At 69.1% G+C, this 23,525-nt stretch carries 27 protein-coding genes and 1 pseudogene; 22 read left to right on the top strand and 6 right to left on the bottom strand.

Features of this window, described 5'->3' with window-relative positions; all coding sequences use genetic code 11:
* Positions 1-97: 97 nt before the first annotated feature.
* Positions 98-1,027, top strand: coding sequence for a methionyl-tRNA formyltransferase (gene fmt / locus ACWH43_RS18750; protein WP_158443744.1), 930 nt, complete (start codon positions 98-100; stop codon positions 1,025-1,027).
* Positions 1,028-1,172: 145 nt separating this feature from the next.
* Positions 1,173-1,916, top strand: coding sequence for a tRNA pseudouridine(38-40) synthase TruA (truA, locus tag ACWH43_RS18745; protein WP_158443745.1), 744 nt, complete (start codon positions 1,173-1,175; stop codon positions 1,914-1,916).
* A 7-nt stretch (positions 1,917-1,923) separates the two neighbouring features.
* On the opposite strand, the gene ACWH43_RS18740 is transcribed toward truA, so the two are convergent.
* The 3 genes from ACWH43_RS18740 to ACWH43_RS18730 all read right to left on the bottom strand — a co-directional run bounded on the left by ACWH43_RS18740 (position 1,924) and on the right by ACWH43_RS18730 (position 4,217).
* Complete coding sequence (locus ACWH43_RS18740; protein WP_158443746.1) at positions 1,924-2,505, bottom strand: hypothetical protein; 582 nt, start codon at positions 2,503-2,505, stop codon at positions 1,924-1,926.
* Positions 2,506-2,571: 66 nt separating this feature from the next.
* Complete coding sequence (gene dapE, locus ACWH43_RS18735; RefSeq protein ID WP_158443747.1) at positions 2,572-3,783, bottom strand: succinyl-diaminopimelate desuccinylase; 1,212 nt, start codon at positions 3,781-3,783, stop codon at positions 2,572-2,574.
* A complete protein-coding gene (locus tag ACWH43_RS18730) occupies positions 3,780-4,217 on the bottom strand; it encodes a DUF805 domain-containing protein (RefSeq protein ID WP_158443748.1) in 438 nt (145 codons plus the stop codon). The genes dapE and ACWH43_RS18730 overlap by 4 nt, the downstream gene beginning before the upstream one ends.
* Positions 4,218-4,452: 235 nt before the next feature.
* Here ACWH43_RS18730 and ACWH43_RS18725 point away from each other — a divergent pair, with 235 nt between their 5' ends.
* The 10 genes from ACWH43_RS18725 to ACWH43_RS18680 all read left to right on the top strand — a co-directional run bounded on the left by ACWH43_RS18725 (position 4,453) and on the right by ACWH43_RS18680 (position 13,990).
* Positions 4,453-5,067: a ribonuclease D gene (locus ACWH43_RS18725; RefSeq protein WP_158443749.1), complete on the top strand. Its 615-nt coding sequence runs from the start codon at positions 4,453-4,455 to the stop codon at positions 5,065-5,067.
* A gap of 246 nt (positions 5,068-5,313) precedes the next feature.
* Entirely contained in the window at positions 5,314-6,096 is a 783-nt protein-coding gene (gene lptC / locus ACWH43_RS18720) for an LPS export ABC transporter periplasmic protein LptC (RefSeq protein WP_158443750.1), read from the top strand.
* Between the two features lies 1 nt (position 6,097).
* Positions 6,098-6,805, top strand: coding sequence for an LptA/OstA family protein (locus ACWH43_RS18715; protein WP_260349268.1), 708 nt, complete (start codon positions 6,098-6,100; stop codon positions 6,803-6,805).
* Complete coding sequence (lptB, locus tag ACWH43_RS18710) at positions 6,744-7,709, top strand: LPS export ABC transporter ATP-binding protein (RefSeq protein WP_260349267.1); 966 nt, start codon at positions 6,744-6,746, stop codon at positions 7,707-7,709. The genes ACWH43_RS18715 and lptB overlap by 62 nt, the downstream gene beginning before the upstream one ends.
* Positions 7,710-7,938: 229 nt before the next feature.
* On the top strand, positions 7,939-9,468 hold the full coding sequence (gene rpoN, locus ACWH43_RS18705) for an RNA polymerase factor sigma-54 (RefSeq protein WP_158443752.1): 1,530 nt from the start codon (positions 7,939-7,941) through the stop codon (positions 9,466-9,468).
* Between the two features lie 309 nt (positions 9,469-9,777).
* On the top strand, positions 9,778-10,362 hold the full coding sequence (hpf, locus tag ACWH43_RS18700) for a ribosome hibernation-promoting factor, HPF/YfiA family (protein ID WP_158443753.1): 585 nt from the start codon (positions 9,778-9,780) through the stop codon (positions 10,360-10,362).
* An 83-nt stretch (positions 10,363-10,445) separates the two neighbouring features.
* On the top strand, positions 10,446-10,907 hold the full coding sequence (gene ptsN / locus ACWH43_RS18695) for a PTS IIA-like nitrogen regulatory protein PtsN (RefSeq protein WP_158448015.1): 462 nt from the start codon (positions 10,446-10,448) through the stop codon (positions 10,905-10,907).
* 270 nt (positions 10,908-11,177) lie between these two features.
* A complete protein-coding gene (locus ACWH43_RS18690; RefSeq protein ID WP_158443755.1) occupies positions 11,178-12,794 on the top strand; it encodes a fumarate hydratase in 1,617 nt (538 codons plus the stop codon).
* The gene (locus ACWH43_RS18685) at positions 12,791-13,117 is read left to right on the top strand and encodes a hypothetical protein (protein WP_158443756.1); all 327 of its coding nucleotides are present in this window, start codon (positions 12,791-12,793) and stop codon (positions 13,115-13,117) included. Before ACWH43_RS18690 ends, ACWH43_RS18685 begins: the two co-directional genes overlap by 4 nt.
* A 216-nt stretch (positions 13,118-13,333) precedes the next feature.
* A complete protein-coding gene (locus ACWH43_RS18680; protein ID WP_158443757.1) occupies positions 13,334-13,990 on the top strand; it encodes an MBL fold metallo-hydrolase in 657 nt (218 codons plus the stop codon).
* A 69-nt stretch (positions 13,991-14,059) separates the two neighbouring features.
* Here the strand turns inward: ACWH43_RS18680 and ACWH43_RS18675 are convergent.
* A pseudogene (locus ACWH43_RS18675) lies at positions 14,060-14,406 on the bottom strand (carboxymuconolactone decarboxylase family protein).
* A gap of 50 nt (positions 14,407-14,456) precedes the next feature.
* On the opposite strand from ACWH43_RS18675, the gene ACWH43_RS18670 reads away from it, so the two are divergent.
* Positions 14,457-14,783, top strand: coding sequence for an ArsR/SmtB family transcription factor (locus ACWH43_RS18670; RefSeq protein WP_260349266.1), 327 nt, complete (start codon positions 14,457-14,459; stop codon positions 14,781-14,783).
* Positions 14,780-15,316 (top strand): rhodanese-like domain-containing protein, encoded by a 537-nt coding sequence (locus ACWH43_RS18665; protein WP_158448016.1) that lies wholly within the window; start codon positions 14,780-14,782, stop codon positions 15,314-15,316. Before ACWH43_RS18670 ends, ACWH43_RS18665 begins: the two co-directional genes overlap by 4 nt.
* A gap of 286 nt (positions 15,317-15,602) precedes the next feature.
* On the opposite strand, the gene efp is transcribed toward ACWH43_RS18665, so the two are convergent.
* A complete protein-coding gene (gene efp / locus ACWH43_RS18660; protein ID WP_158448017.1) occupies positions 15,603-16,172 on the bottom strand; it encodes an elongation factor P in 570 nt (189 codons plus the stop codon).
* Between the two features lie 117 nt (positions 16,173-16,289).
* On the opposite strand from efp, the gene epmA reads away from it, so the two are divergent.
* The 3 genes from epmA to ACWH43_RS18645 all read left to right on the top strand — a co-directional run bounded on the left by epmA (position 16,290) and on the right by ACWH43_RS18645 (position 19,151).
* Entirely contained in the window at positions 16,290-17,354 is a 1,065-nt protein-coding gene (gene epmA, locus ACWH43_RS18655) for an EF-P lysine aminoacylase EpmA (protein ID WP_158448018.1), read from the top strand.
* Positions 17,351-18,418, top strand: a complete 1,068-nt coding sequence (locus tag ACWH43_RS18650) for a lysine-2,3-aminomutase-like protein (RefSeq protein WP_158448019.1) — start codon at positions 17,351-17,353, stop codon at positions 18,416-18,418. The genes epmA and ACWH43_RS18650 overlap by 4 nt, the downstream gene beginning before the upstream one ends.
* A 70-nt stretch (positions 18,419-18,488) precedes the next feature.
* Positions 18,489-19,151, top strand: a complete 663-nt coding sequence (locus ACWH43_RS18645) for a DsbA family oxidoreductase (RefSeq protein ID WP_260349265.1) — start codon at positions 18,489-18,491, stop codon at positions 19,149-19,151.
* A gap of 59 nt (positions 19,152-19,210) precedes the next feature.
* Here the strand turns inward: ACWH43_RS18645 and ACWH43_RS18640 are convergent, their stop codons facing one another.
* Positions 19,211-19,981 (bottom strand): sulfite exporter TauE/SafE family protein, encoded by a 771-nt coding sequence (locus ACWH43_RS18640; protein ID WP_158445802.1) that lies wholly within the window; start codon positions 19,979-19,981, stop codon positions 19,211-19,213.
* A 177-nt stretch (positions 19,982-20,158) separates the two neighbouring features.
* Between ACWH43_RS18640 and pyrF the strand changes: the two genes are divergently transcribed.
* The 5 genes from pyrF to ACWH43_RS18615 all read left to right on the top strand — a co-directional run bounded on the left by pyrF (position 20,159) and on the right by ACWH43_RS18615 (position 23,522).
* Positions 20,159-20,863 (top strand): orotidine-5'-phosphate decarboxylase, encoded by a 705-nt coding sequence (pyrF, locus tag ACWH43_RS18635; protein ID WP_158445801.1) that lies wholly within the window; start codon positions 20,159-20,161, stop codon positions 20,861-20,863.
* A gap of 40 nt (positions 20,864-20,903) precedes the next feature.
* Complete coding sequence (locus tag ACWH43_RS18630; RefSeq protein WP_158445800.1) at positions 20,904-21,191, top strand: DUF1330 domain-containing protein; 288 nt, start codon at positions 20,904-20,906, stop codon at positions 21,189-21,191.
* Positions 21,192-21,194: 3 nt separating this feature from the next.
* Complete coding sequence (locus ACWH43_RS18625; protein ID WP_061965366.1) at positions 21,195-21,503, top strand: DUF1330 domain-containing protein; 309 nt, start codon at positions 21,195-21,197, stop codon at positions 21,501-21,503.
* Positions 21,504-21,583: 80 nt separating this feature from the next.
* Complete coding sequence (locus ACWH43_RS18620; RefSeq protein ID WP_448153583.1) at positions 21,584-22,705, top strand: anhydro-N-acetylmuramic acid kinase; 1,122 nt, start codon at positions 21,584-21,586, stop codon at positions 22,703-22,705.
* 196 nt (positions 22,706-22,901) lie between these two features.
* Positions 22,902-23,522 carry a helix-turn-helix transcriptional regulator gene (locus tag ACWH43_RS18615; RefSeq protein ID WP_158445799.1) on the top strand — a complete coding sequence of 207 codons (621 nt, stop codon included), beginning with the start codon at positions 22,902-22,904 and terminating at the stop codon, positions 23,520-23,522.
* Positions 23,523-23,525 lie beyond the last annotated feature (3 nt).

The following is a 23,525-nucleotide window of genomic DNA, read 5'->3' as shown; positions in this document are numbered from 1 at the left end:
ACCATGCCGGAGCGCCGGCGCGAGAGGTTCAGGCATGGATCCCGGGTCGCCCTGCGGTAGCCCGGGCTCACGGCCGCCACGGAGTTATGGTCAGCATATGAGCTTGCGCGTCATCTTCATGGGCACGCCCGATTTCGCGGTGCCGGTGCTGACCGAGATCGTCGGCCAGGGCCACGAGGTCGTCTCCTGCTATACGCGCGCCCCCGCGCAGGCGGGCCGCGGGCTGGAGCTGCGGCCCTCGCCGGTGCACAAGGCGGCGGAGCGCTTCGGCATCCCGGTCCTGACCCCCGCCAGCCTGAAGAGCGACGAGCAGGCCGGGATCTTCGCCTCCCATCAGGCCGATGTCGCGGTCGTCGTCGCCTATGGCATGATCCTGCCGCAGGCGATCCTCGACCTGCCGGAGCTGGGCTGCCTCAACCTGCATGCCTCGCTGCTGCCGCGCTGGCGCGGCGCCGCGCCGATCCAGCGCGCGATCATGGCCGGCGATGCCGAGAGCGGCGTCTGCGTGATGAAGATGGAGGCCGGGCTCGATACCGGCCCGGTCGGCATGGTCGAGACGCTGGCGATCGGGCCGGACATGACGGCGGGAGAGTTGCACGACGGGCTCAGCATCCTCGGCGCCGATCTGATGGTGCGCGCGCTCGCGGCGCTCGGCCGCGGCGCCCTGCATTTCACGCCGCAGGCGGAGGAGGGCGTCACCTACGCCGCCAAGATCGCCAATGCCGAGGCGAAGCTGAGCTGGGCGCGCCCGGCGCAGCAGGTGCACGATCTCGTGCGCGGCCTCTCGCCCTTTCCCGGCGCCTTCGCCGAGATCGACCTCGGCAAGGGGCCGGAACGGCTCAAGATCCTGCGCACGGCGCGCGCCGGCGGCGCGGCCGAGCCGGGCACCCTGCTCGACGACGAGGGCACGGTCGCCTGCGCGGTCGGGGCGGTGAAGCTGCTCCAGGTGCAGCGCGCCGGCAAGGCGCCGATGAGCGGGGCGGAATTCCTGCGCGGCGCCCGGCTCGGGGCGGGCGACAGGCTCTGATGAGGTGGTTTCTCACGCGGTCGTCCCGGGCGGAGCGAAGCGGAGACCCGGGATCCATGCCGGAACGGTTCAGGCATGGATCCCGGATCGGCGCCGCTTCGCCGCTTGTCCGGGATGACGGCCCGGAGAATGGGATGAGCGCCTGATGCCGCGCTACAAGCTCGTCATCGAATATGACGGCACGCGCTTCTCGGGCTGGCAGCGCCAGGCGAGCGATCCGTCGGTGCAGCAGAGCGTCGAGGAGGCGGTCGAGGCCTTCTGCGGCCATCCCGTGCGGCTGCATTGCGCCGGGCGCACCGATGCCGGCGTTCACGCCCTCCACCAGGTCGCCCATGTCGATCTCGACAGGGAATGGCGCAGCGATGTGGTGCGTGACGCCAGCAACGCCCGGCTCAAGGCGCTGGTGCCGGTCAGCGTGCTCCAGGCCGAGATCGTGCCGGAGGATTTCGACGCCCGCCTCTCGGCGAGGCGCCGCTACTACATCTACCGCATTCTCGACCGGCGCGCGCCGCCGGCGCTGGACCGCAACCGCGTCTGGCATGTGCCGGTGAGGCTCGACCACGAGGCGATGGACCGCGCCGCCAAGGCCCTGCTCGGCAAGCACGACTTCACCACCTTCCGCGCCGCCGAATGCCAGGCCAACAGCCCGATCCGCACGCTCGACCGGCTCGACGTCCGGCGCGAGGGAGCGGAGATCGTGGTCTACACCCATGCCCGCTCCTTCCTGCATCATCAGGTCCGCTCGATCGTCGGCTCGCTGAAGATGGTCGGTGCCGGGCGCTGGCCGGAGGCGAAGATCGGCGCGGTGCTGGCGGCGCGGGATCGCTCGCAATGCGCGGCGCTCGCGCCCTCCTGCGGCCTCTATCTCGCCGGGGTAGACTACGAATAGGCCTGCCTCAGAGCAGCCCGAACAGCCGCAGCACGCCGTAATCGAGCACCACGCTGGCGATGACCAGCGGCCAGGCGATGCCGTTGCCGGCGCCGAAGGCGGCGCGCGCCACGCAATAGCGCAGGCGCAGCACGATCGCGGCGAAGAAGGCCGATTGCACCAGCGCCAGCGTGGGGGGCGCCCAGCCGAGCGCATAGACCGCCGCAGGCACGGCCATGAGGCTGGCGGAGACGATGCCGGACCAGTTCCAGGCGATGACGAAGCTGGTGAAGCGCGGCGCCTGCGCCAGCTCCGGCCGGATCACGATCAGGAAGGCCGGCACCACCAGGATGGCGAGCGACAGCGCCGCCGCGACCGAAAGCGCCAGCATGGGCGCGCCGAGCAGGCCGCCGGCATTGCCGAGCCCGGCCGCCAGCCGCATCGCGGCGAGGATTGCGATCGTCGCCGGCAGCATTAGCGCGAAGGCCAGGAAGGAGCGCCAGAATCCGTCGCGGCTGAGGTCGAGCTCGGGCAGCGCCTCGGCCCCCTTGCTCATCAGGCGCCAGGAACCGCGCAGCGACCGCGCGACATCGTCGGCATCGAGCCTCATCGCGAACTCCATCACAAAACCTTAGACTTTCGTCTAGGTCAGATAATGGTCCGCTTCGCGGGCAGGTCAAGCCCTATGCTGCGCTGCAAAATAGCGGGCGAGCAGGCGATGCGTGATCCGTTCCAGCGCGAGGAGGTCGGACACGGCGACGCATTCGTCGACCTGATGCATGGTCTTGCCGACGACGCCGTATTCGACGACGGGGCAATAGCTCTTGATGAAGCGGGCATCCGAGGTGCCGCCGGTCGTCGACAGCGCCGGTCGCTTGCCGGTCTCGGCCTCGACCGCGTCCGCGACCATCGCCACGAAGGGGCCGGGCTCGGTCAGGAAGGCGACCGAATTGGTTGGCCGGAAGCGGATCTCGTAGCGTACCGTGTTGCCGGCGGCCTCGCGCAGCCGGCGCTCTATCTCGGCGGCGAGGGTTTCCGGCGTCCAGCGATCGTTGAAGCGGATGTTGAAGACGGCCCTGGCCTGCGCCGGGATGACGTTGGTCGCCGGGTTGCCGACATCGAGCGTCGTCACTTCGAGATTGCTCGGGTCGAAATGCGTGGTGCCGGCGTCGAGCGGGGTCGCGTCGAGCGCGGCCAGCAGGCGCACCATGCCGCGGATCGGATTGTCGGCGAGATGCGGATAGCCGACATGGCCCTGTGTGCCGTTGACGGTCAGCTCGCCGGTCAGCGAGCCGCGCCGGCCGATCTTGATCATGTCGCTCATCGCCGCCGGATTGGTCGGCTCGCCGAGCAGGCAATGGTCGAAGCGCTCGCCGCGCTCATGCGCCCATTTCAGCAGCTTCACCGTGCCGTTGACGGCCGGCCCCTCCTCGTCGCCGGCGACCAGGAAGGCGATCGAGCCCGGCGCCTCCGGATTTTCGCGCCGATAGCGGATCGCGGCCGAGACCATCGCCGCGAGCCCGCCCTTCATGTCGCAGGCGCCGCGCCCGTAGAGGACGCCGTTCTCGATCGTGGCCGCGAAGGGCGCGCGCGTCCAGGCCGCCTCGTCGCCGACCGGCACGACGTCGACATGGCCGGCGACGACGAAGACAGGGCCTTCGCTGCCGATCCTGGCATAGAGGTTCTCGACATCCGGCATGCCGGGCTCGCTGAAGACCGGGCGGTGCACCGCATAGCCTTCCGCCGCCAGCACCTGCTCCAGCAGCGCGAGCACGCCGGCCTCGGCCGGCGTCACCGAGGGGCAGCGCACCAGCGCCTGCGTCAGCGCGACCGGGTCGGCGGGGTCGAAATCGAGGGGAGGGGCGGAGCGGGTCGGTGTGGCGGTCATTCCGCCGCTTTAGCACCCGCCACGGCCGTCGCAAGCCCGGATTCGCGCGGGTCGCGCTGCGCCGAGGGCATCAGGCCGAGATCGATGAGGGCGACGACCCAGGCGATCGTCCCGATCGCCTCCATCGAGGGCCGCCAGCCAAACGGCACATGCGGCAGCAACTGCTCCGGCAGGACGATGGCGCAGACCAGCAGGATGCCGAACAGCGAGGAGCCGCCGCGGTCCCGCGCGCGCTTCGCGGCGAGCGCCGACCAGGGAAACAGGGCGAAGGCCTTGGCGAAGGCGACCGCCTGCACCGCCGAGGCCGGGTCGGTCAGATGCGGGGCGAGCCGCTGGACCGCGAACAGGGCGAGCGCGACCGTGGCGCTGCCGAGCCAGAAGGCCCTGAGGCCGATGCGGCCGTCGAGATCGGTGAACAGGCGGATCGGGGACATGAGTCAGGCTCCGTTGCCCTTCTTCTCGCATGCCGCCGCCGCGGATTGAAGCTTATGGTGAATAAAAGGTTAACGCGATCCCAAATCCTTGTCCGGTCTCAGAAAAGGCTTGAACGCGGCGAGGCGGGCCGCTAGCTGCGAAGGCTTGTCGCGGCGGTTTTCCCCGGCGGGGGGCCGAAACGGCCCCTGTGTCGACGTGCCGGCCGAAGCGGCCGGAGCAGTGAGGTTTTCGAGCATGACCATCCGTTTCCATCGCGGCGATCTTCCGGACGGCTACGATGCCGGGGCGAGCGTCGCGATCGACACCGAGACGCTCGGCCTCAACCCGCATCGCGACCGGCTCTGCGTCGTCCAGCTCTCGCGCGGGGACGGGACGGCCGATGTCGTGCAGATCCCGAAGGACGCCGGGCGGCCGAAGAACCTGGTCCGGCTGCTGGAGGATCCGGCGGTGCTGAAGCTCTTCCATTTCGCCCGCTTCGACGTCGCCGTGCTGCGCCATGCCTTCGGCGTCGTCACCACCCCGGTCTACTGCACCAAGATCGCCTCGAAGCTGGCCCGCACCTATACCGACCGCCACGGGCTGAAGGACCTGGTGCGGGAGCTGCTCGGGGTCGAACTGTCGAAGCAGCAGCAATCCTCCGACTGGGGCGCCGACACGCTGAGCGAGGCGCAGCTCTCCTATGCCGCCTCCGACGTGCTGCACCTGCATGCCTTGCACCAGAAGCTCGAGGCGATGCTGGCGCGCGAGGGCCGGGGCCAGCTCGCCAGGGCCTGCTTCGACTTCCTGCCTGCCCGCGCCGAGCTCGACCTCGCCGGCTGGGAAGAGACGGACATCTTCGCCCATACTTGACATTTTCTAAGGTTTGCGGCGTCTGTCGGCACGCCAAAGCGGGGAATGTCCCGCTTCCCTTCCGAGGGGCGAGCGGCGCGGGGGCGCGATGCGGTTCGTCTTGGTTCATCGCGCGTCCTGTCGGGCGCGATAACGATGGTCCGCCGTGTCGGTATCGCATCGGATGCTTCCGAAAAGTGGATTCCACTTTCGGTCCGATGCCTTAGCGACACGAAAAAGCCGTGAGCGACTGCCATTGCGCGGGGCATGACTGTGGCAATGACCTTCAACAACCCGACCGCAGGGCTATCGGCACATGCCCTGCGCCGGAAGGCCGCCTTCGTGGCGGCGCAGCGGCACACCCGGCTCGTCCGCATCCTGCGCCGCGCCATCCCGGTCGTCGCCCTGGCTTCGGTGCTCGGCCTGATCGTCGTGCCGTTCCTCAATCCGCTGCGCGGCAAGCTCCAGAACGTCTCGATCGGCTCGGTCGGCATCTCCGGCGGCAAGGTCAAGATGGAGACGCCGAAGCTCTCCGGCTACCGCAAGGACAACCGGCCCTATCAGGTGACGGCCGAGAACGCCTATCAGGAAATCCGCAACCCGACGCAGGTCGAGCTCCAGACCCTCGTCGCCCGGATCCAGATGGAGCGCGAGGGCTGGGTGACGGTCAATGCGCGGACCGGGCTCTTCGATACGCAGAAGGAGAAGCTCAGGCTCGTCGACGACGTCAAGATCCGCACAGAAAGCGGCCACGACATGAGCATGCGGACCGCCGATGTCGACTTCAAGGCCGGGACGGTCGCCTCCAAGGAGCCCGTGACCGTCCATATGGACCAGACGACGGTTGACGCGAACACGCTCGACGTGAAGAACAACGGCGAGGTGATCGCCTTCGAAGGACGTGTACGGGTGCTGATCAAGAACGCGCCGGCCGGGACCATCGCCGGGCCCGAGCGCGAGGGCAGCACGCCGATGCCGGAACTGTTGAAGGCGAAGCCGGCGGCTTCCGCCGGGCCCGCAGCGCCGCAAGGCAATGAAAAGAGGCAGTGACATGAGAGCGCCGGCTCAGACGTTCCGTTTCATGCGCGCGCGCCGGGTTGCCACGCTGCTGGCGGCCGCCGGTCTTGCGCTTCTGGCGGCATCCCAGGACGGCTTCGCCCAGCCCAGGCAGAAGGGCGGCAACGCCTCCTCGCCGCTCGGCGGCCTGGGCGGCGACAGCAAGGAGCCGATCAAGATCGACGCCGACAAGCTCGACGTGCTCGACAAGGAGAACAAGGCGGTCTTCACCGGCAATGTCGTCGCCGTCCAGGGCGAGACGACCGTGCGCTGCACCGTGATGACCGTGCTCTATGAAGGGCGCGGCGGGCAGGGCGCCGCCGCTTCCGGCAAGGCGGCCGCGCCGGCGGCGCCGGCCCCCGCGGCGGGCGGCAAGGACCCGGCCAACGACAGCTCGATCAAGCGCATCCTCTGCAAGGGGCCGGTCACGGTCGTCTCCAAGACCCAGGCCGCGACCTCCGACAACGCCGAATTCGACCGCGCCAACAATCTCGTGATCATGACCGGCAATGTCGCGCTCAACGACGGGCCCAACATCACCCGCGGCGAGAAGCTGACCTACAACACGGTGACCGGCGTGGCCAATGTCGAGACCAGCAAGGGCGGCCGCGTGCAGGGCTTCTTCGTGCCGAACTCGACCGATGCGAACAAGGCCGAAGCCGGCAAGCCCGGCGCCAAGCCCGCCGCCAAGCCGACGAACTGAGTTGCCTCAAGCGATCCGGGCCGCAGTGACCGCCTCCGAAGCTCCCCTCCGCACCCCCACGGCGCCGGTGAAGGCCGCAAGCGGCCGGGGCGTGCTGTCGCGCCTGCGCGGCCTGTTCGGGCGTCGCCCGGACGCGGCCCGTCCGGGCGACGCCGGGCAGATCGCCGCCGCGATCGGCGGCCCGGGCATCCTGGCGGTCTCGGGGCTGCGCAAGAGCTATGGCGGGCGCACCGTCGTCAGCGACGCCAGCCTCTATCTGCGCCAGGGCGAGGCGGTCGGCCTGCTCGGCCCCAACGGTGCGGGCAAGACCACGATCTTCTACATGATCACCGGGCTGGTCGGGGCCGATCTCGGCGTCATCTCGCTGGAGGGCAACGACATCACGCCGCTGCCGATGTATCAGCGCGCCCGGCTCGGCATCGGCTATCTGCCGCAGGAGGCCTCGATCTTCCGCGGCCTCTCGGTGGAGGACAACATCCGCGCCGTGCTCGAGGTGGTCGAACCCAACCGCCGGGCCCGCGAGCGCCAGCTCGACCAGCTCCTGGAGGAGTTCAGCATCGCGCGGCTGCGCAAGGCGCCTTCGATCGCGCTTTCGGGCGGCGAGCGCCGCCGCTGCGAGATCGCCCGCGCGCTCGCCGGCAAGCCCTCCTTCATCCTGCTCGACGAGCCTTTCGCCGGCATCGATCCGATCGCTGTCGGTGACATCCAGGCGCTGGTCCGCCAGCTCACCGATCGCGGCATCGGCGTGCTGATCACCGACCACAATGTCCGCGAGACGCTGGGCCTCGTCGACCGCGCCTACATCATCCATTCCGGCCGCGTGCTCACCGAGGGCTCTCCGGCCGAGATCATCGCCAATCCCGATGTGCGTCGGGTCTATCTCGGCGAGGATTTCCGCCTCTGAGGCGTCGCCGTCCTGCCGTCATTGCGAGCGGAGCGAAGCAATCCGGGGACGGCCGCCCCCAAGGATCGCTTCGTCGCTTCGCTCCTCGCAGCGACGACGGAGCAGCCCGTCGACCGGCTTGCCCGGATCCGCGGCAGGGGCTTTGACGCGGCGCCGTCCAGACGCTAGGGTCCTTTCCGAAAGCAAGAAGCGTGCCGCTGGCGCGCCGTCGCAGAAGGGCCTTTCGCGCATGGCGATGATGCCGCGCATGGAATTGCGCCAGGGACAGTCCCTGGTGATGACGCCGCAGCTCCTGCAGGCGATCAAGCTCCTCCAGTTGTCTCATCTCGAGCTCCAGAACTTCGTCGAGGGCGAGCTGGAGCGCAATCCGCTGCTCGAGCGCGACGACGGCGCCGACCCGCCGGCGGAGGCGAACGGCGCCGACGGACCGCTCGCGGCCGATGCTGAGAGCTTCGCGCGCGCCGAGAGCCTGAACACGCTGGAAGGCATGGAAGGGCGCCTCGGCACCAGCCTCGACAACGTCTTTCCGGCGGAGCAGCCGAGCGCGGCGCGCAGCGACGCCGCCGGGACCGAAATGCTGCCGGTGATCGGCGGCAGCTACGGTTCCTCGGGCGGCTCCTTCGAGGAGGGGGCCGAGGGCTTCGAGAGCAGCCTCACCGCCGAACTGTCGCTGCACGACCATCTGAGCGCCCAGCTCGACCTCGCCGTCAGCGACCCCGGCGACCGGATCATCGGGCGCCATCTCATCGACGCGGTCGACGACAGCGGCTATCTCGGCGAGCCGGTCGCGGATTTGGCCGCGCGGCTCGGCGTCGCGGTCGCCCGGGTCGAGGCGGTGCTGGCCGTCATCCAGGGCTTCGACCCCTCCGGCGTGGCGGCCCGCGACGTCGCCGAGTGCCTGGCGATCCAGTTGCGCGAGCGCGACCGCTTCGACCCGGCCATGCAGGCGCTGGTCGCCAACCTGCCTCTCGTCGCCAGGCGCGACTTCGCCGCGCTGAAGCGGGTCTGCGGCGTCGACGACGAGGACATCGCCGACATGGTCGCCGAGATCCGCCGGCTCGATCCCAAGCCCGGCCGGGCCTTCGGCGGCTCGGCGGCCGAGACCGTGGTGCCCGACGTCTTCATCCGCGCCGCGCCGGACGGCTCCTGGCTGATCGACCTCAACCCCGACACGCTGCCGCGCCTGCTGGTCAACCAGACCTATCACGCCCGCGTCTCGAAATCGGCCCGCAGCGACCAGGAGCGCGCCTTCATCGCCGAATGCCTGCAGACGGCGAACTGGCTGACCCGCTCGCTGGAGCAGCGCGCCCGCACCATCCTGAAGGTCGCCAGCGAGATCGTGCGCCAGCAGGACGGCTTCTTCGCCCATGGCGTCGAGCATCTGCGCCCGCTCAACCTCAAGACCGTCGCCGATGCCATCGGCATGCATGAATCGACGGTTTCGCGCGTCACCTCGAACAAGTACCTGACCTGCTCGCGCGGCGTCTTCGAGATGAAGTACTTCTTCTCGGCGGCGATCGCGGCGACCGGCTATGGCGAGGCCCATTCGGCGGAGGCGGTGCGTTTCCGGATCAAGCAGATGATCGACGAGGAGAGCCCGCGCGAGGTGCTCTCGGACGATGCCATCGTCACCCGGCTCAAGGCGGGCGGCATCGACATCGCCCGGCGCACCGTGGCGAAATACCGGGAATCGCTCAGGATCCCGTCCTCCATGGAGCGGCGGCGCGAAAAGGTCGCGATGGCGCTGGGCGGGCGCTAGAAGCCGCTGGCTCGGCTCGGAAACAGACGCTCATCCCGGATCTCCGCGGAGTTTATCCTTGGGCCGATCGAAGATCGGAGCCGAGGGCTGCCTTCGGGGTGACCCGCGTTTCCAGGGAATAGCGGCACGCTCCAGGAAGCGGTCCGTCCGGGGCGATTCAGCGCGCCGATCCGGCTCCGCGCGATTTTGTTCCAAAGCGCCGCCGCATGGATGTCATGAGGGGCGTGGCTCATTGACATCCCGGACTCGCAGTCCTTAGCTCCTCTGGATGGCCGAACACTGGCCATGGCTAACAAGGGGAAGCAGTCCATGAGCTTGCGAATCTCCGGCAAGAATCTCGATGTCGGCGAGGCCCTGCGCGGCCAGGCCGAGGAGCGGGTCGCTGCGGCCGTCAGCAAATATTACGAGGGCGGCTATCAGGGGCATGTCACCGTCGACAAGGACGGTTCTGCCTTTCGCACCGACACCGTCATCCATCTCTCCTCCGGGATCACGCTGGAAGCCACCGCCACCGCCCATGATGCCTATGCCAGCCTGGACAAGATGGCCGAGCGCATCGAGAAGCGGCTGCGTCGCTACAAGCGCCGGCTGAAGGACCGCACCGGCGCCAATGGCCGCGACTCCGGGATCGAAATCCCCAGCTATGTGATCGCCGCCCCGGGCGACGAGATCGAGGAGGTCGACGGTGATTCGGGCGCCGACAACCCGGTCATCGTCGCCGAATCGACCAAATCCCTGCACAGCCTGACCGTCGGCGACGCCGTCGCCGAACTCGATCTCACCGGCGCTCCGGTCGTCGTCTTTCGTCATGCTGGCAATGGGCGCATGAACATCGTATATCGCCGCCGCGACGGTAATATCGGCTGGATCGACCCGCCGGCATCGTTGTCATAAGGCCGGCGGAATGACCGCACCGGCCGTCGAAACTTGACCCGTTTGCCGCTTTTCGGCGGCACGGGACATGCATGGACGGGCGAATGACGCTGACCGATCTCCTGAGCCCAGCCGCGGTGATCTCGCCGCTGCGGGCCAACGGCAAGAAGCAGGCTCTGCAGGAGCTTGCCCAGCATGCCGCCACTCTCACGGGTCTTCCCGAGCGCGAGATCTTCGAGGCGCTGCTGCAGCGCGAGCGCCTCGGCTCGACCGGCATCGGCGACGGCATCGCCATCCCGCATGGCCGCATGCCCGGCACCGACCGGCTCGTCGGCCTGTTCGCGCGGGCCGACAAGCCGATCGATTTCGACGCGCTGGACGGCCAGCCCGTCGACATCATCTTCGTGCTGATCGCGCCGGAAGGCGCCGGCGCCGACCATCTCAAGGCGCTGGCGCGGGTCGCGCGCGTGCTGCGCAACCAGCCCGTCCTGGAACAGATCCGCAAGATCCGCGATCCGGCAGCGATCTATGCCGTGCTGGCGGAATCGGCGGCGCAGGCGGCCTGAGAGCCTCCGGCCTTATGACCGCAATCCCGTCGTCATTCCGGGCTTGACCCGGGGGTCCATGCCAGAACCCTTTTGGCAAAGGCTCAGGTTTCGATTCCGGATCTCCGCTTCGCTCCGTCCGGGGTGACAGCGGATCTGTGGCGCAGGCTGCGTTTCGACTGATTAAAGACTGCTTGGACGCGGATGCCCGAGCGGCTATGACCCCCGCCAGAAAGGCGCCGCGCCAGCCCTGAGCCGCGCGCGGCGCGATCCGCTCCGGAGCCGCTGGTCATGGCCTATACGCATGTCGATCTCTTTCCTCTCGGCGAGGACAGGACGCCCTATCGCAAGCTCGGCAGCGAGGGCGTCGGCGTCGAGGCGATCGGCGGCCGCGAGGTCCTGACCGTCTCGCGCGAGGCGATCCGCCGGCTGTCCGAGCAGGCCTTCATCGACATCAACCACCTGCTGCGGCCGGCCCATCTCGCCCAGCTCGCAAAAATCCTCGAGGATCCCGAGGCGACCGCGAACGACCGCTTCGTCGCCTATGATCTCTTGAAGAACGCCAATATCGCCGCCGGCGGCGTGCTGCCGATGTGCCAGGACACCGGCACGGCGATCATCATGGGCAAGAAGGGCCGCATGGTCTGGACGGAAGGGCAGGACGAGGCGGCGCTCGGCGAGGGCGTCCACGACGCCTATCTCAAGCGCAACCTGCGCTATTCCCAGGTCGCGCCGCTGTCGATGTTCGAGGAGAAGAACACCGCGACCAACCTGCCGGCGCAGATCGACATCTATGCGGAAGGGGAGGACGCCTATAAATTCCTCTTCGTCGCCAAGGGCGGCGGCTCGGCCAACAAGACCTTCCTGTTCCAGGCGACGCCCTCGCTGCTGACCAAGGAGCGGATGATCGCCTTCCTGAAGGAGAAGATCCTGACGCTCGGCACGGCGGCCTGCCCGCCCTATCATCTCGCCATCGTCATCGGCGGCACCTCGGCCGAGCAGAACCTCAAGACCGTCAAGCTCGCCTCGACCAAATATCTCGACGAACTGCCGACGCAGGGCTCGCCCTCGGGCCACGCCTTCCGCGATCTCGCGATGGAGGAGGAGATCCACAGGCTGACGCAGTCCCTCGGCGTCGGCGCCCAGTTCGGCGGCAAGTATTTCTGCCATGACGTGCGCGTGATCCGCCTGCCGCGCCACGGCGCCTCGCTGCCGATCGGGCTCGGCGTCTCCTGCTCGGCCGACCGCCAGGCGAAAGGCAAGATCACGAAGGACGGCATCTTCCTCGAGGCGCTGGAGACCGACCCCTCGAAATACCTGCCGGATGTCGACGAGGCGAAGCTCGGCGGCGATGTCGTCAAGATCGACCTCAACCGGCCGATGAGCGCGATTCTCGCCACACTCTCGCAGTACCCGGTGAAGACGCGGCTCTCGTTGACGGGCACCATCATCGTCGCGCGCGACGCCGCCCACGCGAAGATCCGCGAGCGGCTGGAGCGCGGCGAGGGCATGCCGGACTATTTCAGGAACCACCCGGTCTATTACGCCGGCCCGGCCAAGACGCCCGAGGGCTTCGCTTCCGGCTCCTTCGGCCCGACAACGGCGGGGCGCATGGATTCCTTCGTCGACCAGTTCCAGTCCTTCGGCGGCTCGATGGTGATGCTGGCCAAGGGCAACCGCTCGGCCGCGGTGCGCGAGGCCTGCAAGAAACATGGCGGCTTCTATCTCGGCTCGATCGGCGGGCCGGCGGCGCGGCTGGCGCAGGACTGCATCCGCAAGGTCGAGGTGCTGGAATATCCCGAGCTCGGCATGGAGGCGGTCTGGCGCATCGAGGTCGAGGATTTCCCGGCCTTCATCGTCATCGACGACAAGGGCAACGACTTCTTCAAGGAGCTGAACCTGGGATGAGGCTGGCGCTTTCCTTCGCATTGGCGGCGCTGCTGGCGGGGCCGGCCCTGGCGCAGCAGCCGCGCCCCGCGACCTGCCCGCGCGACCTGTTCCAGAACGAGGCCGGCTTCCGCGTGCAGCAGACGCGGCTGGCGCAGGTGGCCAATGCCGATCAGGCGACGCAGTGCCGCGCCTATCGCGACCATGTGGCCTATCTGCAGAAATCCCGCTCGGTCTTCGCGACCTGCCAGAGCGGCGCCGAGCGCGCCCGCAATGTCGGGGAAATGGATTCGGAGCTGGTGAATTACCGCGCCCTCATCGCCAATCGCTGCGGCGGGCGGTAGGCTATATGCTGGTGGTTTGCTGACGCCGTCATTCCGGGGCGGCCCGCTGGGCCGAGCCCGGAACCCATGAACACTGCCGGTAGGAAGGAGGCTGTGGCCATCGTCTTGCCCTTTCCCCGCTGTCGTGTTCATGGGGTCCGGGCTCTTCGCTGCGCGAAGCCCCGGAATGACGGGTTTTTCCAATCCGCGCGTCGCTCCGATACGAAAGGCCCTCGCATGACCGACCAGCCGCAGCCGCCGTTCCAGATCGCCGTCGTGCCGGTGACGCCGTTCGAGCAGAATTGCGCGATCATCTGGGAGAGCAAGACGAAGCAGGCGGCGATCGTCGATCCGGGCGGCGACGTGCCGAAGTTGCTCGCGGCCATCAAGGAGCTCGGCGTCACGCCGGTCGCGATCTGGCTGACCCACGGCCATCTCGACCATGCCGGCGGCGCTGCCGAGCTGGCCGAGGCGCTGTCGATCCCGGTCATTGGCCCGCATGAGGGCGACAAGTCCCTGCTCGACGGCCTGCCGGAGCAGGGGCTGCGTTTCGACATCCACGGCCTGCGCGCGGTCACGCCGACGCGCTGGCTGAAGGACGGCGACGAGGTCTCGCTCGGCGATCTGGTCTTCTCGGTGCGGCATGTGCCCGGCCATTCGCCGGGAAGCGTCACCTTCTTCCAGAAGGATCTGCGCTTCCTGCTGGCGGGCGACACGGTCTTCGCCGGCTCGGTCGGACGCACCGATCTGCCCTATGGCAGCCATGCGACGCTGATCTCCGGCATCCGCGAGAAGCTCCTGCCGCTCGGCGACGACGTGCAGTTCCTGCCCGGCCATGGACCGGCCAGCACGCTGGGCGAGGAGCGGCGGAACAACCCGTTCCTGCAGGAGTAAAGCACCGGCCCGAGAACGGAAGCGCGGTTCTCGGGAGATCCGATGCTCCAGCGGGTCGCCGGGCCCGGCTCAGGCGGCCGCGGAGAACTGGTCGAAGGCCCGCAGCGCGTCCGCGGCATACATCAGGGCCGGGCCGCCGCCCATATAGACCGACATCGCCGCGACCTCGGCGATCTCCTGGCGCGAGGCGCCGAGTTCGGCCAGCGCCTTGGCGTGGAAGCCGATGCAGCCGTCGCAGCGCTGGGTGATGCCGATGGCCAGCGCGATGAATTCCTTGCTCTTCCGGTCGAGCGCCGCCTCGGCGCCGGCGGCTGCGCCAGGGCGCCGAAGCCCTTCATCGCCTCGGGCTGCAAGCCGCGCAGCTCCCGCATATAGGCCGAGATGTCCCGGGTGAGGGCGGGATAGTCCTTGCTCATGATCGGCCTCGCTGGCTTGACGATTCATAAATTTATAATATCATAAAAACATGAATTATGAGCAGGAGCAACCGCTGGCCGAGGCCATGGCGGAGAAGGCCGGGATGGTGGCGGATTTCCTCAAGGGGCTCGCCAACCCGCATCGGCTGCTCGTGCTCTGCGCCTTGTCGAAAGGCGAGCTGAGCGTCGGCGAGCTGATCGCCCAGACGGGGATCGCCCCGACCTCGATGTCGCAGCATCTCGCCAAGCTGAAGGCGGAAGGGATCGTCGACTTCCGGCGCGACCACCGCACCCTGCATTATTTCATCGCCCATCCGGCCGTGATGGAGCTGATGACGGTGCTCTATGTCCATTTCTGCGGAAGGCAGCCCTCATGACCCGTTCGATCACCCCGCAGGACGCGCAGCGCCGGCTGGCCACGGGGGAGGCGCTCCTGATCGATGTCCGCGAGCCGGCGGAGTTCGCCGCCGGCCATATCCCGCAGGCGATATCGCTGCCTCTGGGCGCGCTGCCGCAGGCGCTCGCCGGCCTGCCGGCAGGCCGGACATTGATCTTCCAGTGCCAGAGCGGAGCCCGGGGCGAGCGGGCCTGTGCGATCGCGGAGGAGATCGGCTCCGACGGCGCCGGTCTTGCGGCCAATCTCGCGGGCGGCATCGCCGCCTGGCGCGCCGCCGGCCTGCCCGTCATCGGCGAGAGCCGTGCGCGGCTCTCGATCTTCCGCCAGGTTCAGATGATCGTCGGCGGCGCGGTGGCCCTGCTCGTCGCCGCGGGCTTCGCCGGCCTGACCCCGGCCTTCGCCGCGGCCGGGCTGCTGGGAGCGATGCTCGCCTTCGCCGGCGCCACGGGCTGGTGCGGGCTGGCGCTGCTGCTTGCGCGGCTGCCGTGGAACCGCCCCTCCGCCATGGGCTGATCCTTCCAGAAACGCCAACGGCCATGCAGCAGAACGGTGCGCGTACATCCGGCGTCACACGTTCGGCTCATGGCCGTCTTCAGCGGCAACGGAGGGCTGTGGAACGCCCTCGACATCGTCGCAGAGCTGAGATGGGGAGGGCGCGGCGGGATTACAAGCCCCCGGCGGCACAGGATTTCCGCCACACGTAAAGCGCGTCCGGCTCGCCCTCTTCGTATGTGAGCACCGGAAGCGCAGAAAGCGCCGTCAATCGACCGCCGTAGCGGCGTTGACGGCGGCCTCTGGATCAATCTTTCGCGCGCTCGACATAGGAGCCGTCGGCCGTCATCACGACGATGCGGGTGCCGACGCCGATATGCGGCGGCACCGCGGTGCGCACGCCGTTGGAGAGGATCGCCGGCTTGTAGGAGGAGGAGGCCGTCTGGCCCTTGGTCACCGGCTCCGTCTCGACCACCTCGAGCACCGCCCGCTGCGGCATCTCGATTGCGACCGCCCGGTCCTCGAACATCGACAGCGTCACCGCCATGTTCTCCTGGAGATAGGGCGCGGCATCGCCGACGACGTCGCTGGAGACGTTGATCTGGTCGAAGGTCTCCGGGTTCATGAAGACGAACTGCTCGCCATCCTGGTAGAGATAGGTGAAGTCGCGGTCCTCGACATAGGCGCGCTCGACCTGCTCGGTGGTCTTGTAGCGCTGGGTGACCTTCACCCCGTCGGCGATGCGGCGCATGTCGATCTGCGTCGTCGGCGTGCCCTTGCCGGGGAAGAAGCTTTCGGCCGAGAGGACCGTGCACAGGTGCCCGTCGACTTCGAGGACGTTGCCCTTGCGGACGGAAGAGGCGATGACCTTGACCACGTGAATGTCCTTACTGGTGCGCTGCGCGCCCGCGCGCTATGCAAATTCCTGTCGCCGCGCAACTACCGCATTCGCGCGCGAAACGAAAGCTTTGCGACGCATCCGGCACGAGATTCGATGAGTTCTTCCCCGACGCCGTTCTGGCGGCCCGACATCCATGCCGACCGCCGTCCGGCCCTGCTGGCGCGCGGGCGGATCAAGGCGGCGCTGAGGCGCTGGTTCGAGGCGCGCGGCTTCACCGAGGTCGAGGCGGCGGTCCTGCAAATGTCGCCCGGCAACGAGACGCATCTGCACGGCTTCGCGACCACACTGATCGACAATGCCGCGGCGGCGCACCCCTATTACCTGCACACCTCGCCTGAATTCGCCGCCAAGAAGCTGCTGGCGGCGGGCGAGGAACGCATCTTCGATTTCGCCCGCGTCTTCCGCAACCGCGAGCGCACGGCGTTGCATCATCCCGAGTTCACCATGCTGGAGTGGTATCGCGCCGGCGCGGATTACGAGGTGCTGATGCGGGATTGCGCCGCGCTGATGGCCGAGGCCGCCGGCGCCGCCGGCGCCGCCACCCTGCGCTGGCGCGGCAGCGAAGCCGACCCCTTCGCCGAACCCGAGCGCCTGACGCTGCACGAGGCCTTCGCCCGCCATGCCGGCATCGATCTGCTCTCGACGGTCTCGCCGGACGGCGAGACCGACCGGGCGGCGCTCGCAGGACAGGCGGTCGGGGCCGGGATTCGCCTGGCCGAGGACGATAGCTGGTCCGACATCTTCAGCCGCGTGCTCTCCGCGCGCATCGAACCGCATCTCGGCCGCGGCCGCGCCACGATCCTCTGCGAATACCCGATCAGCGAGGCCGCGCTCGCCCGGCCCAAGCCCGGCGACCCGCGCGTGGCCGAGCGCTTCGAGCTCTATGCCTGCGGCGTCGAGCTCGCCAACGCCTTCGGCGAGCTCACCGACCCGGCCGAGCAGCGCCGCCGTTTCGAGGCCGATATGGACGAGAAGGAGCGCATCTATGGCGAGCGCTATCCGATCGACGCCGATTTCCTGGAGGCGCTGGCGCTGATGCCGGCGGCCTCGGGCATCGCGCTCGGCTTCGACCGTCTTGCGATGCTCTGCGTCGGCGCCCGCCGGATCGAGGATGTGCTCTGGACGCCGGTCGCGGAACCGGGCAGGGGAGGCGCATGACCGCGCATCTGCCTCCCGGCGGCCAGCCCTTGCGCAGCATCGACGCGCTCGTCGGGGCGGGCCTCGCCCCGCCCGCGCGCCGCGAGGCGCTGCAGCAGGTGGCCGAGCGCTACGCCGTCTCGGTGACGCCGGCCGTCGCCGGGCTGATCGATCCCGCCGATCCGGCGGACCCGATCGCGCGCCAGTTCGTCCCCGATGCGGCCGAGCTTGAGACGCTGCCGCAGGAGCTGGCCGATCCGATCGGCGACGAGGCCCATTCCCCGGTCGAGGGCGTGGTCCATCGCTATCCCGACCGGGCCCTGCTCAAGCTCGTCCATGCCTGCCCGGTCTATTGCCGCTTCTGCTTCCGCCGCGAGATGGTCGGTCCCGGCGGCGACGCGCTGACGGCTAAGAAGCTCGACGTCGCGCTCGCCTATCTCGCCTCCCGGCCGGAGATCTGGGAGGTGATCATGACGGGCGGCGATCCCTTCATCCTCTCGGCGCGCCGCGTGCGCGAAGTGGCGAAGCGCCTCGCCGCGATCCCGCATATCAAGGTGACGCGCTGGCACACCCGCGTGCCGGTGGTCGATCCGGGCCGGATCACGCCGGATTACGCGAAGGCGCTGCGCATTCCCGGCAAGGCGAGCTACATCGCCATCCACGCCAACCATCCGCGCGAGTTCACGCCGGAGGCCCGCGCCGCGATCGCGGCGCTGGCCGATGCCGGGCATGTCCTGCTCAGCCAGTCCGTGCTGCTCAGGGGCGTCAATGCCGATGTCGACACGCTCGGCGCCCTGATGCGCGCCTTCGTCGAGAACCGGATCAAGCCCTATTACCTGCACCATCCCGATCTCGCGCCCGGCACCTCCCATTTCCGTTTGACGCTGGAGGAGGGGCAGGCGCTGGTCAAAAGCCTGCGCGGCAACCTTTCGGGGCTGTGCCAGCCGGCCTATATCCTCGACATCCCCGGCGGTGCCGGCAAGATCCCGGTCGGCCCCTCCTTCCTCTCCGGCTGCGACAGGCCGGGCGTGGAGGCGGTCGCCGAAGACCGGCATGGCGGGCTGCATCCCTATCCGCCGGCCTGAGGCCTCGGCCCGAAAAGCGGAGTCCGGTTTTCGGAAAAGCCGATGCCGAAACGAGCATAAGGACATCGACATGCAGGACAAGCTGCCGCTCGCGATCGTTTCCGACATCGCCTGCCCCTGGTGCTTCATCGGCAAGACCCGGCTGGAGACGGCGCTGGAGCGCTACGGCATGGCCGAGCGCGTCGCCATCACCTGGCTGCCCTATGAGCTGAACCCGGAAATGCCCGAGGAGGGCATGGACCGCACGCGGTATCTCGACGGCAAGTTCGGCCCCGGGCGGCGCAAGGAGATCGAGCTCAAGCTCTCCGAGGCGGCGCTGGAGAGCGGCGTCACCTTCAACTGGGCGAAGGTGACGAAGAGCGTCAACACGCGCCTCGCCCATATGCTGGTCGCCGCCGCCTCGACCGTGCAGCGCGGCAGCGACATGACGGCGGCGCTGTTCAAGGCCTATTGGCAGGACGGGCGCGATGTCGGCGATCTCGAGACGCTGGTCGGGCTCGCCGTCGAGCAGGGCTTCGACGAGCAGGCGGCACGCGACGAGCTCGCCAACGACGAGTTGCGCGAGACGGTGATCGGGCTGGAGAACCATGCCCGCGAGGTCGGCGTCACCGGCGTGCCCTTCTTCATCGTCGATGGCAAGCTCGCCGTCTCGGGGGCGCAGCCGCCGGATGTCTGGGGCCAGGTCTTCCGGCAGGTGCTGGCGGCGCAGCAGCCGCAGATGCCGCAGTTCTGAGGGGCGCCCGGGAAACCGGGCTTTCCTCCCAACGGCTCTCAAAGTCTTGAAGCCGGGCGTCACAGCGCCTGCGCGACGAGGCGCACGAGCGCCGGCCCGCCGAGCGACACGCCCGACAGGAACAGCAGCAGGAACACGATCTGCCGCATGGCGCGCTGCGTCAGCGGCGGCGGATAGCGGCGGGCGAGATGAGTCGCCGCCATCACCATCGGCACGGCCAGCAGCCCTGAGAGCGTCGCGGCCGGCGGAAACGGGCCGGAGGCGGCGACGAGCCCGGTCCGGAACGCGGCATTGACGGCGAAGATCGTCACCAGCGTCTCGCGCACCACGACATGCGGCAGCGGCTGGCGGTAGAGATGGTAGACCACCGGCGGGCCGGAGGTGGAGAACATCCCGCCCATCACGCCCGCAATGCCGCCGAAGACCAGGAAGCTGAGCGGCCCGGAGGGCCGCTGGCGCGGCGGCGGCTTCCGCGCCAACTGGACGCTCGAGACGATGATGGTGGCGCCCAGCGCCAGCCTGAGCCAGTCGGCGCGGCTTTCGGCGAGCCAGTCCAGCAGGAAGAAGCCGAGGCAGAGGCAGGGCAGGCCCGCCAGCATCACCAGCCCGAAGCTGCGCCAGTCGACGTCGCGCCAGCCCTTCGTCAGCATCTGCGCGGCATTGACCAGCGTCAGCAGGCTGACCAGCATGGCCGCCTCGGGCAGGGACAGGAGCCCCGTCAGCCCGACGCCGCCCATGGTGATGAGCCCGAAGGCGAAGCCGGTCAGCGTCTGGGCATAGGCCGCGACCCCCGTCAGCAGCAGCAGGCCGGTCAGCGCGGTCCAGGACATCCTCGGCTCCTCGAAGGAAGAGCCCGAAGGCCTAGAAGGACAGGCGGGAAAGGGGAATATCCTTCTCGGAATGGCGCGGATGCGTGGAAGATCGTTCCGTTGCGCGTCGCGGCGGGCCATGCGCTTGCATCCCGCTTCGAATCATGCGCCTTGCCCCGGAACCCAGGGAGCCGGCCGATGCAGAAGATCAACGATGTCCGCGACCGCCTGATCGTCGCCCTCGATGTGCCGACGGTGTGGGACGCTTATCGCCTCGTCTCGACGCTGGGCGACGGCGTGACCTTCTACAAGATCGGCTATCGCCTCGCCTTCGCCGGCGGGCTCGACCTCGCGCGCCAGCTCGTGGCCGAGGGCAAGAAGGTCTTCCTCGACCTCAAGCTGCACGACATCGGCAACACCGTGAGGGAAGGCGTCGAATCGCTGACCAAGCTCGGCGTCACCTTCCTCACCGTCCACGCCTATCCGCAGACCATGCGCGGCGCGGTCGAGGGGCGCGGCGACAGCGCGCTCAAGCTCCTCGCCGTCACGGCCCTGACCTCCTATGACGACGGCGACCTGCGCGATGCCGGCTACGGGCTCGCCGTGCGCGATCTCGTGCGCCTGCGCGCCGAGCAGGCCCGCAGCGCCGGCATCGACGGCATCGTCTGCTCGGCCGCCGAGACCGGGATCGTGCGCGAGGTCATCGGGCCGGACATGGTCATCGTCACGCCCGGCATCCGCCCCTCCGGCAGCGCCGCCGGCGACCAGAAGCGCACGCTCACCCCGGCGGAGGCGATCCGCATCGGCGCCGACCATCTCGTCGTCGGGCGTCCCATCATCCGCGCGGCCGACCCGCGTGCGGCGGCGGGCGCGGTCATGGACGAGATCGTCGCGGCTTCGTAAGCTCCGGCCCGGAACCCGATTCAGCCAACGGATTGCAACCATGCCCAAGGGATATGTCATCGGCCGCGCCAAGGTCACCGACGCGACCAAATGGGCGGCCTATGCCGCCAGATCCTCGGAGGTGATGAAGATCTATGGCGGCACGCCGATCGTGCGCGGCGGCCAGATGACGGTGGGCGAGGGCGAGGGCCGCGCCCGCAACATCGTCATCGAATTCGCGGACTTCGCCTCGGCGCGCGCCTATCTGTTCTCGCCGGAATATGCCGAGGCCCGCAAGCTGCGCGAGGGCGCCGGCGAGATCGACCTCGTCGCCGTCGAGGGGGCCTGAGCCATGGCGAAGGGCTACTGGATCGCGCGCGTCGACGTCGAGAACGCCGAGGCCTACGCCAAGTACCGCTCGCTCAACGCCGTCGCCTTCGCCAAATACGGGGCGAAGTTCCTGGTGCGCGGCGGCGAGTACAAGCTCGCCCGCGGCGAGGGGCGCAAGCACAACGTGGTCATCGAGTTCAAGGACGAGGAGACGGCCCGCGCCTGCTACGCCTCGCCGGAATACCAGGAGGCGGTGAAGCACCTCAGCAGCGCCGGCCAGTCCGACCTCGTCATCATCGGCGGCTATGACGGCCCGCAGCCGGGCGAATAGCCCAGCCTCATGCTCCGGGTCATCCCGGATCTCCGCTTCGCTGCGTCCGGGATGACGGCGTGTTTCAGGGAGAGCAGTCGTTGACGGATCGCCTTTCCGACCCATCGGCGATGCTCACCGCCATCGGCGTGATCAGCGGCACCTCGATGGATGCCATCGACGTCTCGCTGGTGACGAGCGACGGGCGCGACCGGCTGAGCTTCGGCCCCGGCGCCTCCTATCCCTATCGCGACGGCACGCGCCGCACCCTGCAGGCGGTCGTCGCCGATGCCCAGCGGGCCTCGTCCGAACCCCTCGCGGAGCTGGAGGCCGCGGTGACGGCGGACCACCTCGCCGCGATCCGCAGCTATGTCGCGGACCAGGGGCTCGATCTCGCCGGCATCGATCTCGTCGGCCTGCACGGCCAGACGATCTACCACCGCCCCGAACGCCGCTTCACCCGCCAGCTCATCGACGGTCAGGCCGTGGCCGATGCGCTCGGCATCCCGGCGGTCGACCGCTTCCGCGACGCCAATGTCGCGGCCGGCGGCGAGGGCGCTCCCTTCGCGCCGCTCTATCACCGCGCGCTGGTGCAGGGGCTCGGCCAGCCGGTGATGGTGCTGAATCTCGGCGGCGTCGGCAACGTCACCTATGTCGACGGCGAGACCGTGATCGCCTTCGACACCGGCCCGGCCAGCGCCATCCTCGACGATTTCGTGCTGCGTCGCCTCGGCCGCCCCTACGATGCCGATGGCGCGCTGGCGGCGAGCGGCCGGGTCCATGACGATCTCGTCGCCGGCTTCATGGCCAATCCGTATTTCGACCGGCCGGCGCCGAAATCGCTCGACCGCAACGATTTCCACCGCCGCGCCCAGGTCGTCGAGGCGCTGCCGGATGCCGACGGCGCCGCGACGCTCGCCGCCTTCACCGTCGAGAGCATCGTCGCCGCGCTGCGCCATGTCCCGCAGCCGCCGCGACGCTGGCTGGTCGGCGGCGGCGGCCGGCTCAACCGACACTTCATGGAACGTCTCGCCCGGCGCCTCGGCGTGCCGGTCGAGCCGGTCGAGGCCGTCGGCTGGGACGGCGATGCGCTGGAGGCGCAGATCTTCGCCTATTTCGCCATCCGCTCGGTGCGCGGCCTGCCGCTCAGCCTGCCCGCGACGACGGGGGTGCCGCGGCCGCTGACGGGCGGGCGCCTGCACAGGCCGCGCGGACGAGCCTGACGGGCCCGGCCCGCGCCCCATCGCTCGGCCCGGGGCGCACAGGCTGCCTGGGCTCCGCTCTCGACCATGAAACGCCAATCTCTTTGAACCTGCGCGCGCGCCGGCGCGACGAAGGGATACGGACGCGCGCGCTGCCCGCTTCGGCCGGGTCCTCCGGCCGGCGCCGCGACTGCCGCGACGGCCCCGGACAACAGGGATGGATAGCTCGATGTCGCTCCAGTTCTCGGTTCCCAGCCATGCCTGCGGCCGGCCGCTCCCGGCCCGCGGCCTGCCCGCCTCCGAGACGGGCTGCACCTCCTCGAAAGCCGTCTTCGTCATCGATGCCCATCTCAACGTCGCGTTCAGCAATCGCGGTGCCCGGAGCCTGTCGGGCGAGGGGCTGGGCGGGCCGGACCGTTTCACGGCGGCGGACAAGGATTTCATGGCCCGCCTCCAGCTCTGGCTGAAGCGCTGCCCTGCCGGCGGGGCTCCGGGCGAGGTCCGGCTGCCCCTGTCGCTCGCCGGCGGCCGGCAGGTCGCCATCGACGCGGTTCATCTGGAGAGCATCGACCTCTTCGTCCTGACGGTGGACGATCCCGAGGCCGCCATCGGCCGCAAGCGCGGCCAGGTCGCGCGGGCCTGCGGCCTGACGCCGACGGAGGAGCGCATGCTGGCCCTGATCGTCGAGGGGCTCGACACCGTCATCGCCGCCAGGCGGCTCGGCATCGCTCCGACCACGGCCCGCACTCATCTCCAGCGGCTCTTCGCCAAGACCGGAACGGCCCGCCAGAGCGAGCTGGTTCGCTTCGTCGCGACCTATGTCGAGGAGCCGCGCTGAGCG

The organism is Allobosea minatitlanensis (assembly GCF_964020775.1).
The sequence above is the reverse complement of the archived record's forward strand: the minus strand, read 5'-3'. Positions and strand labels throughout refer to the sequence as shown.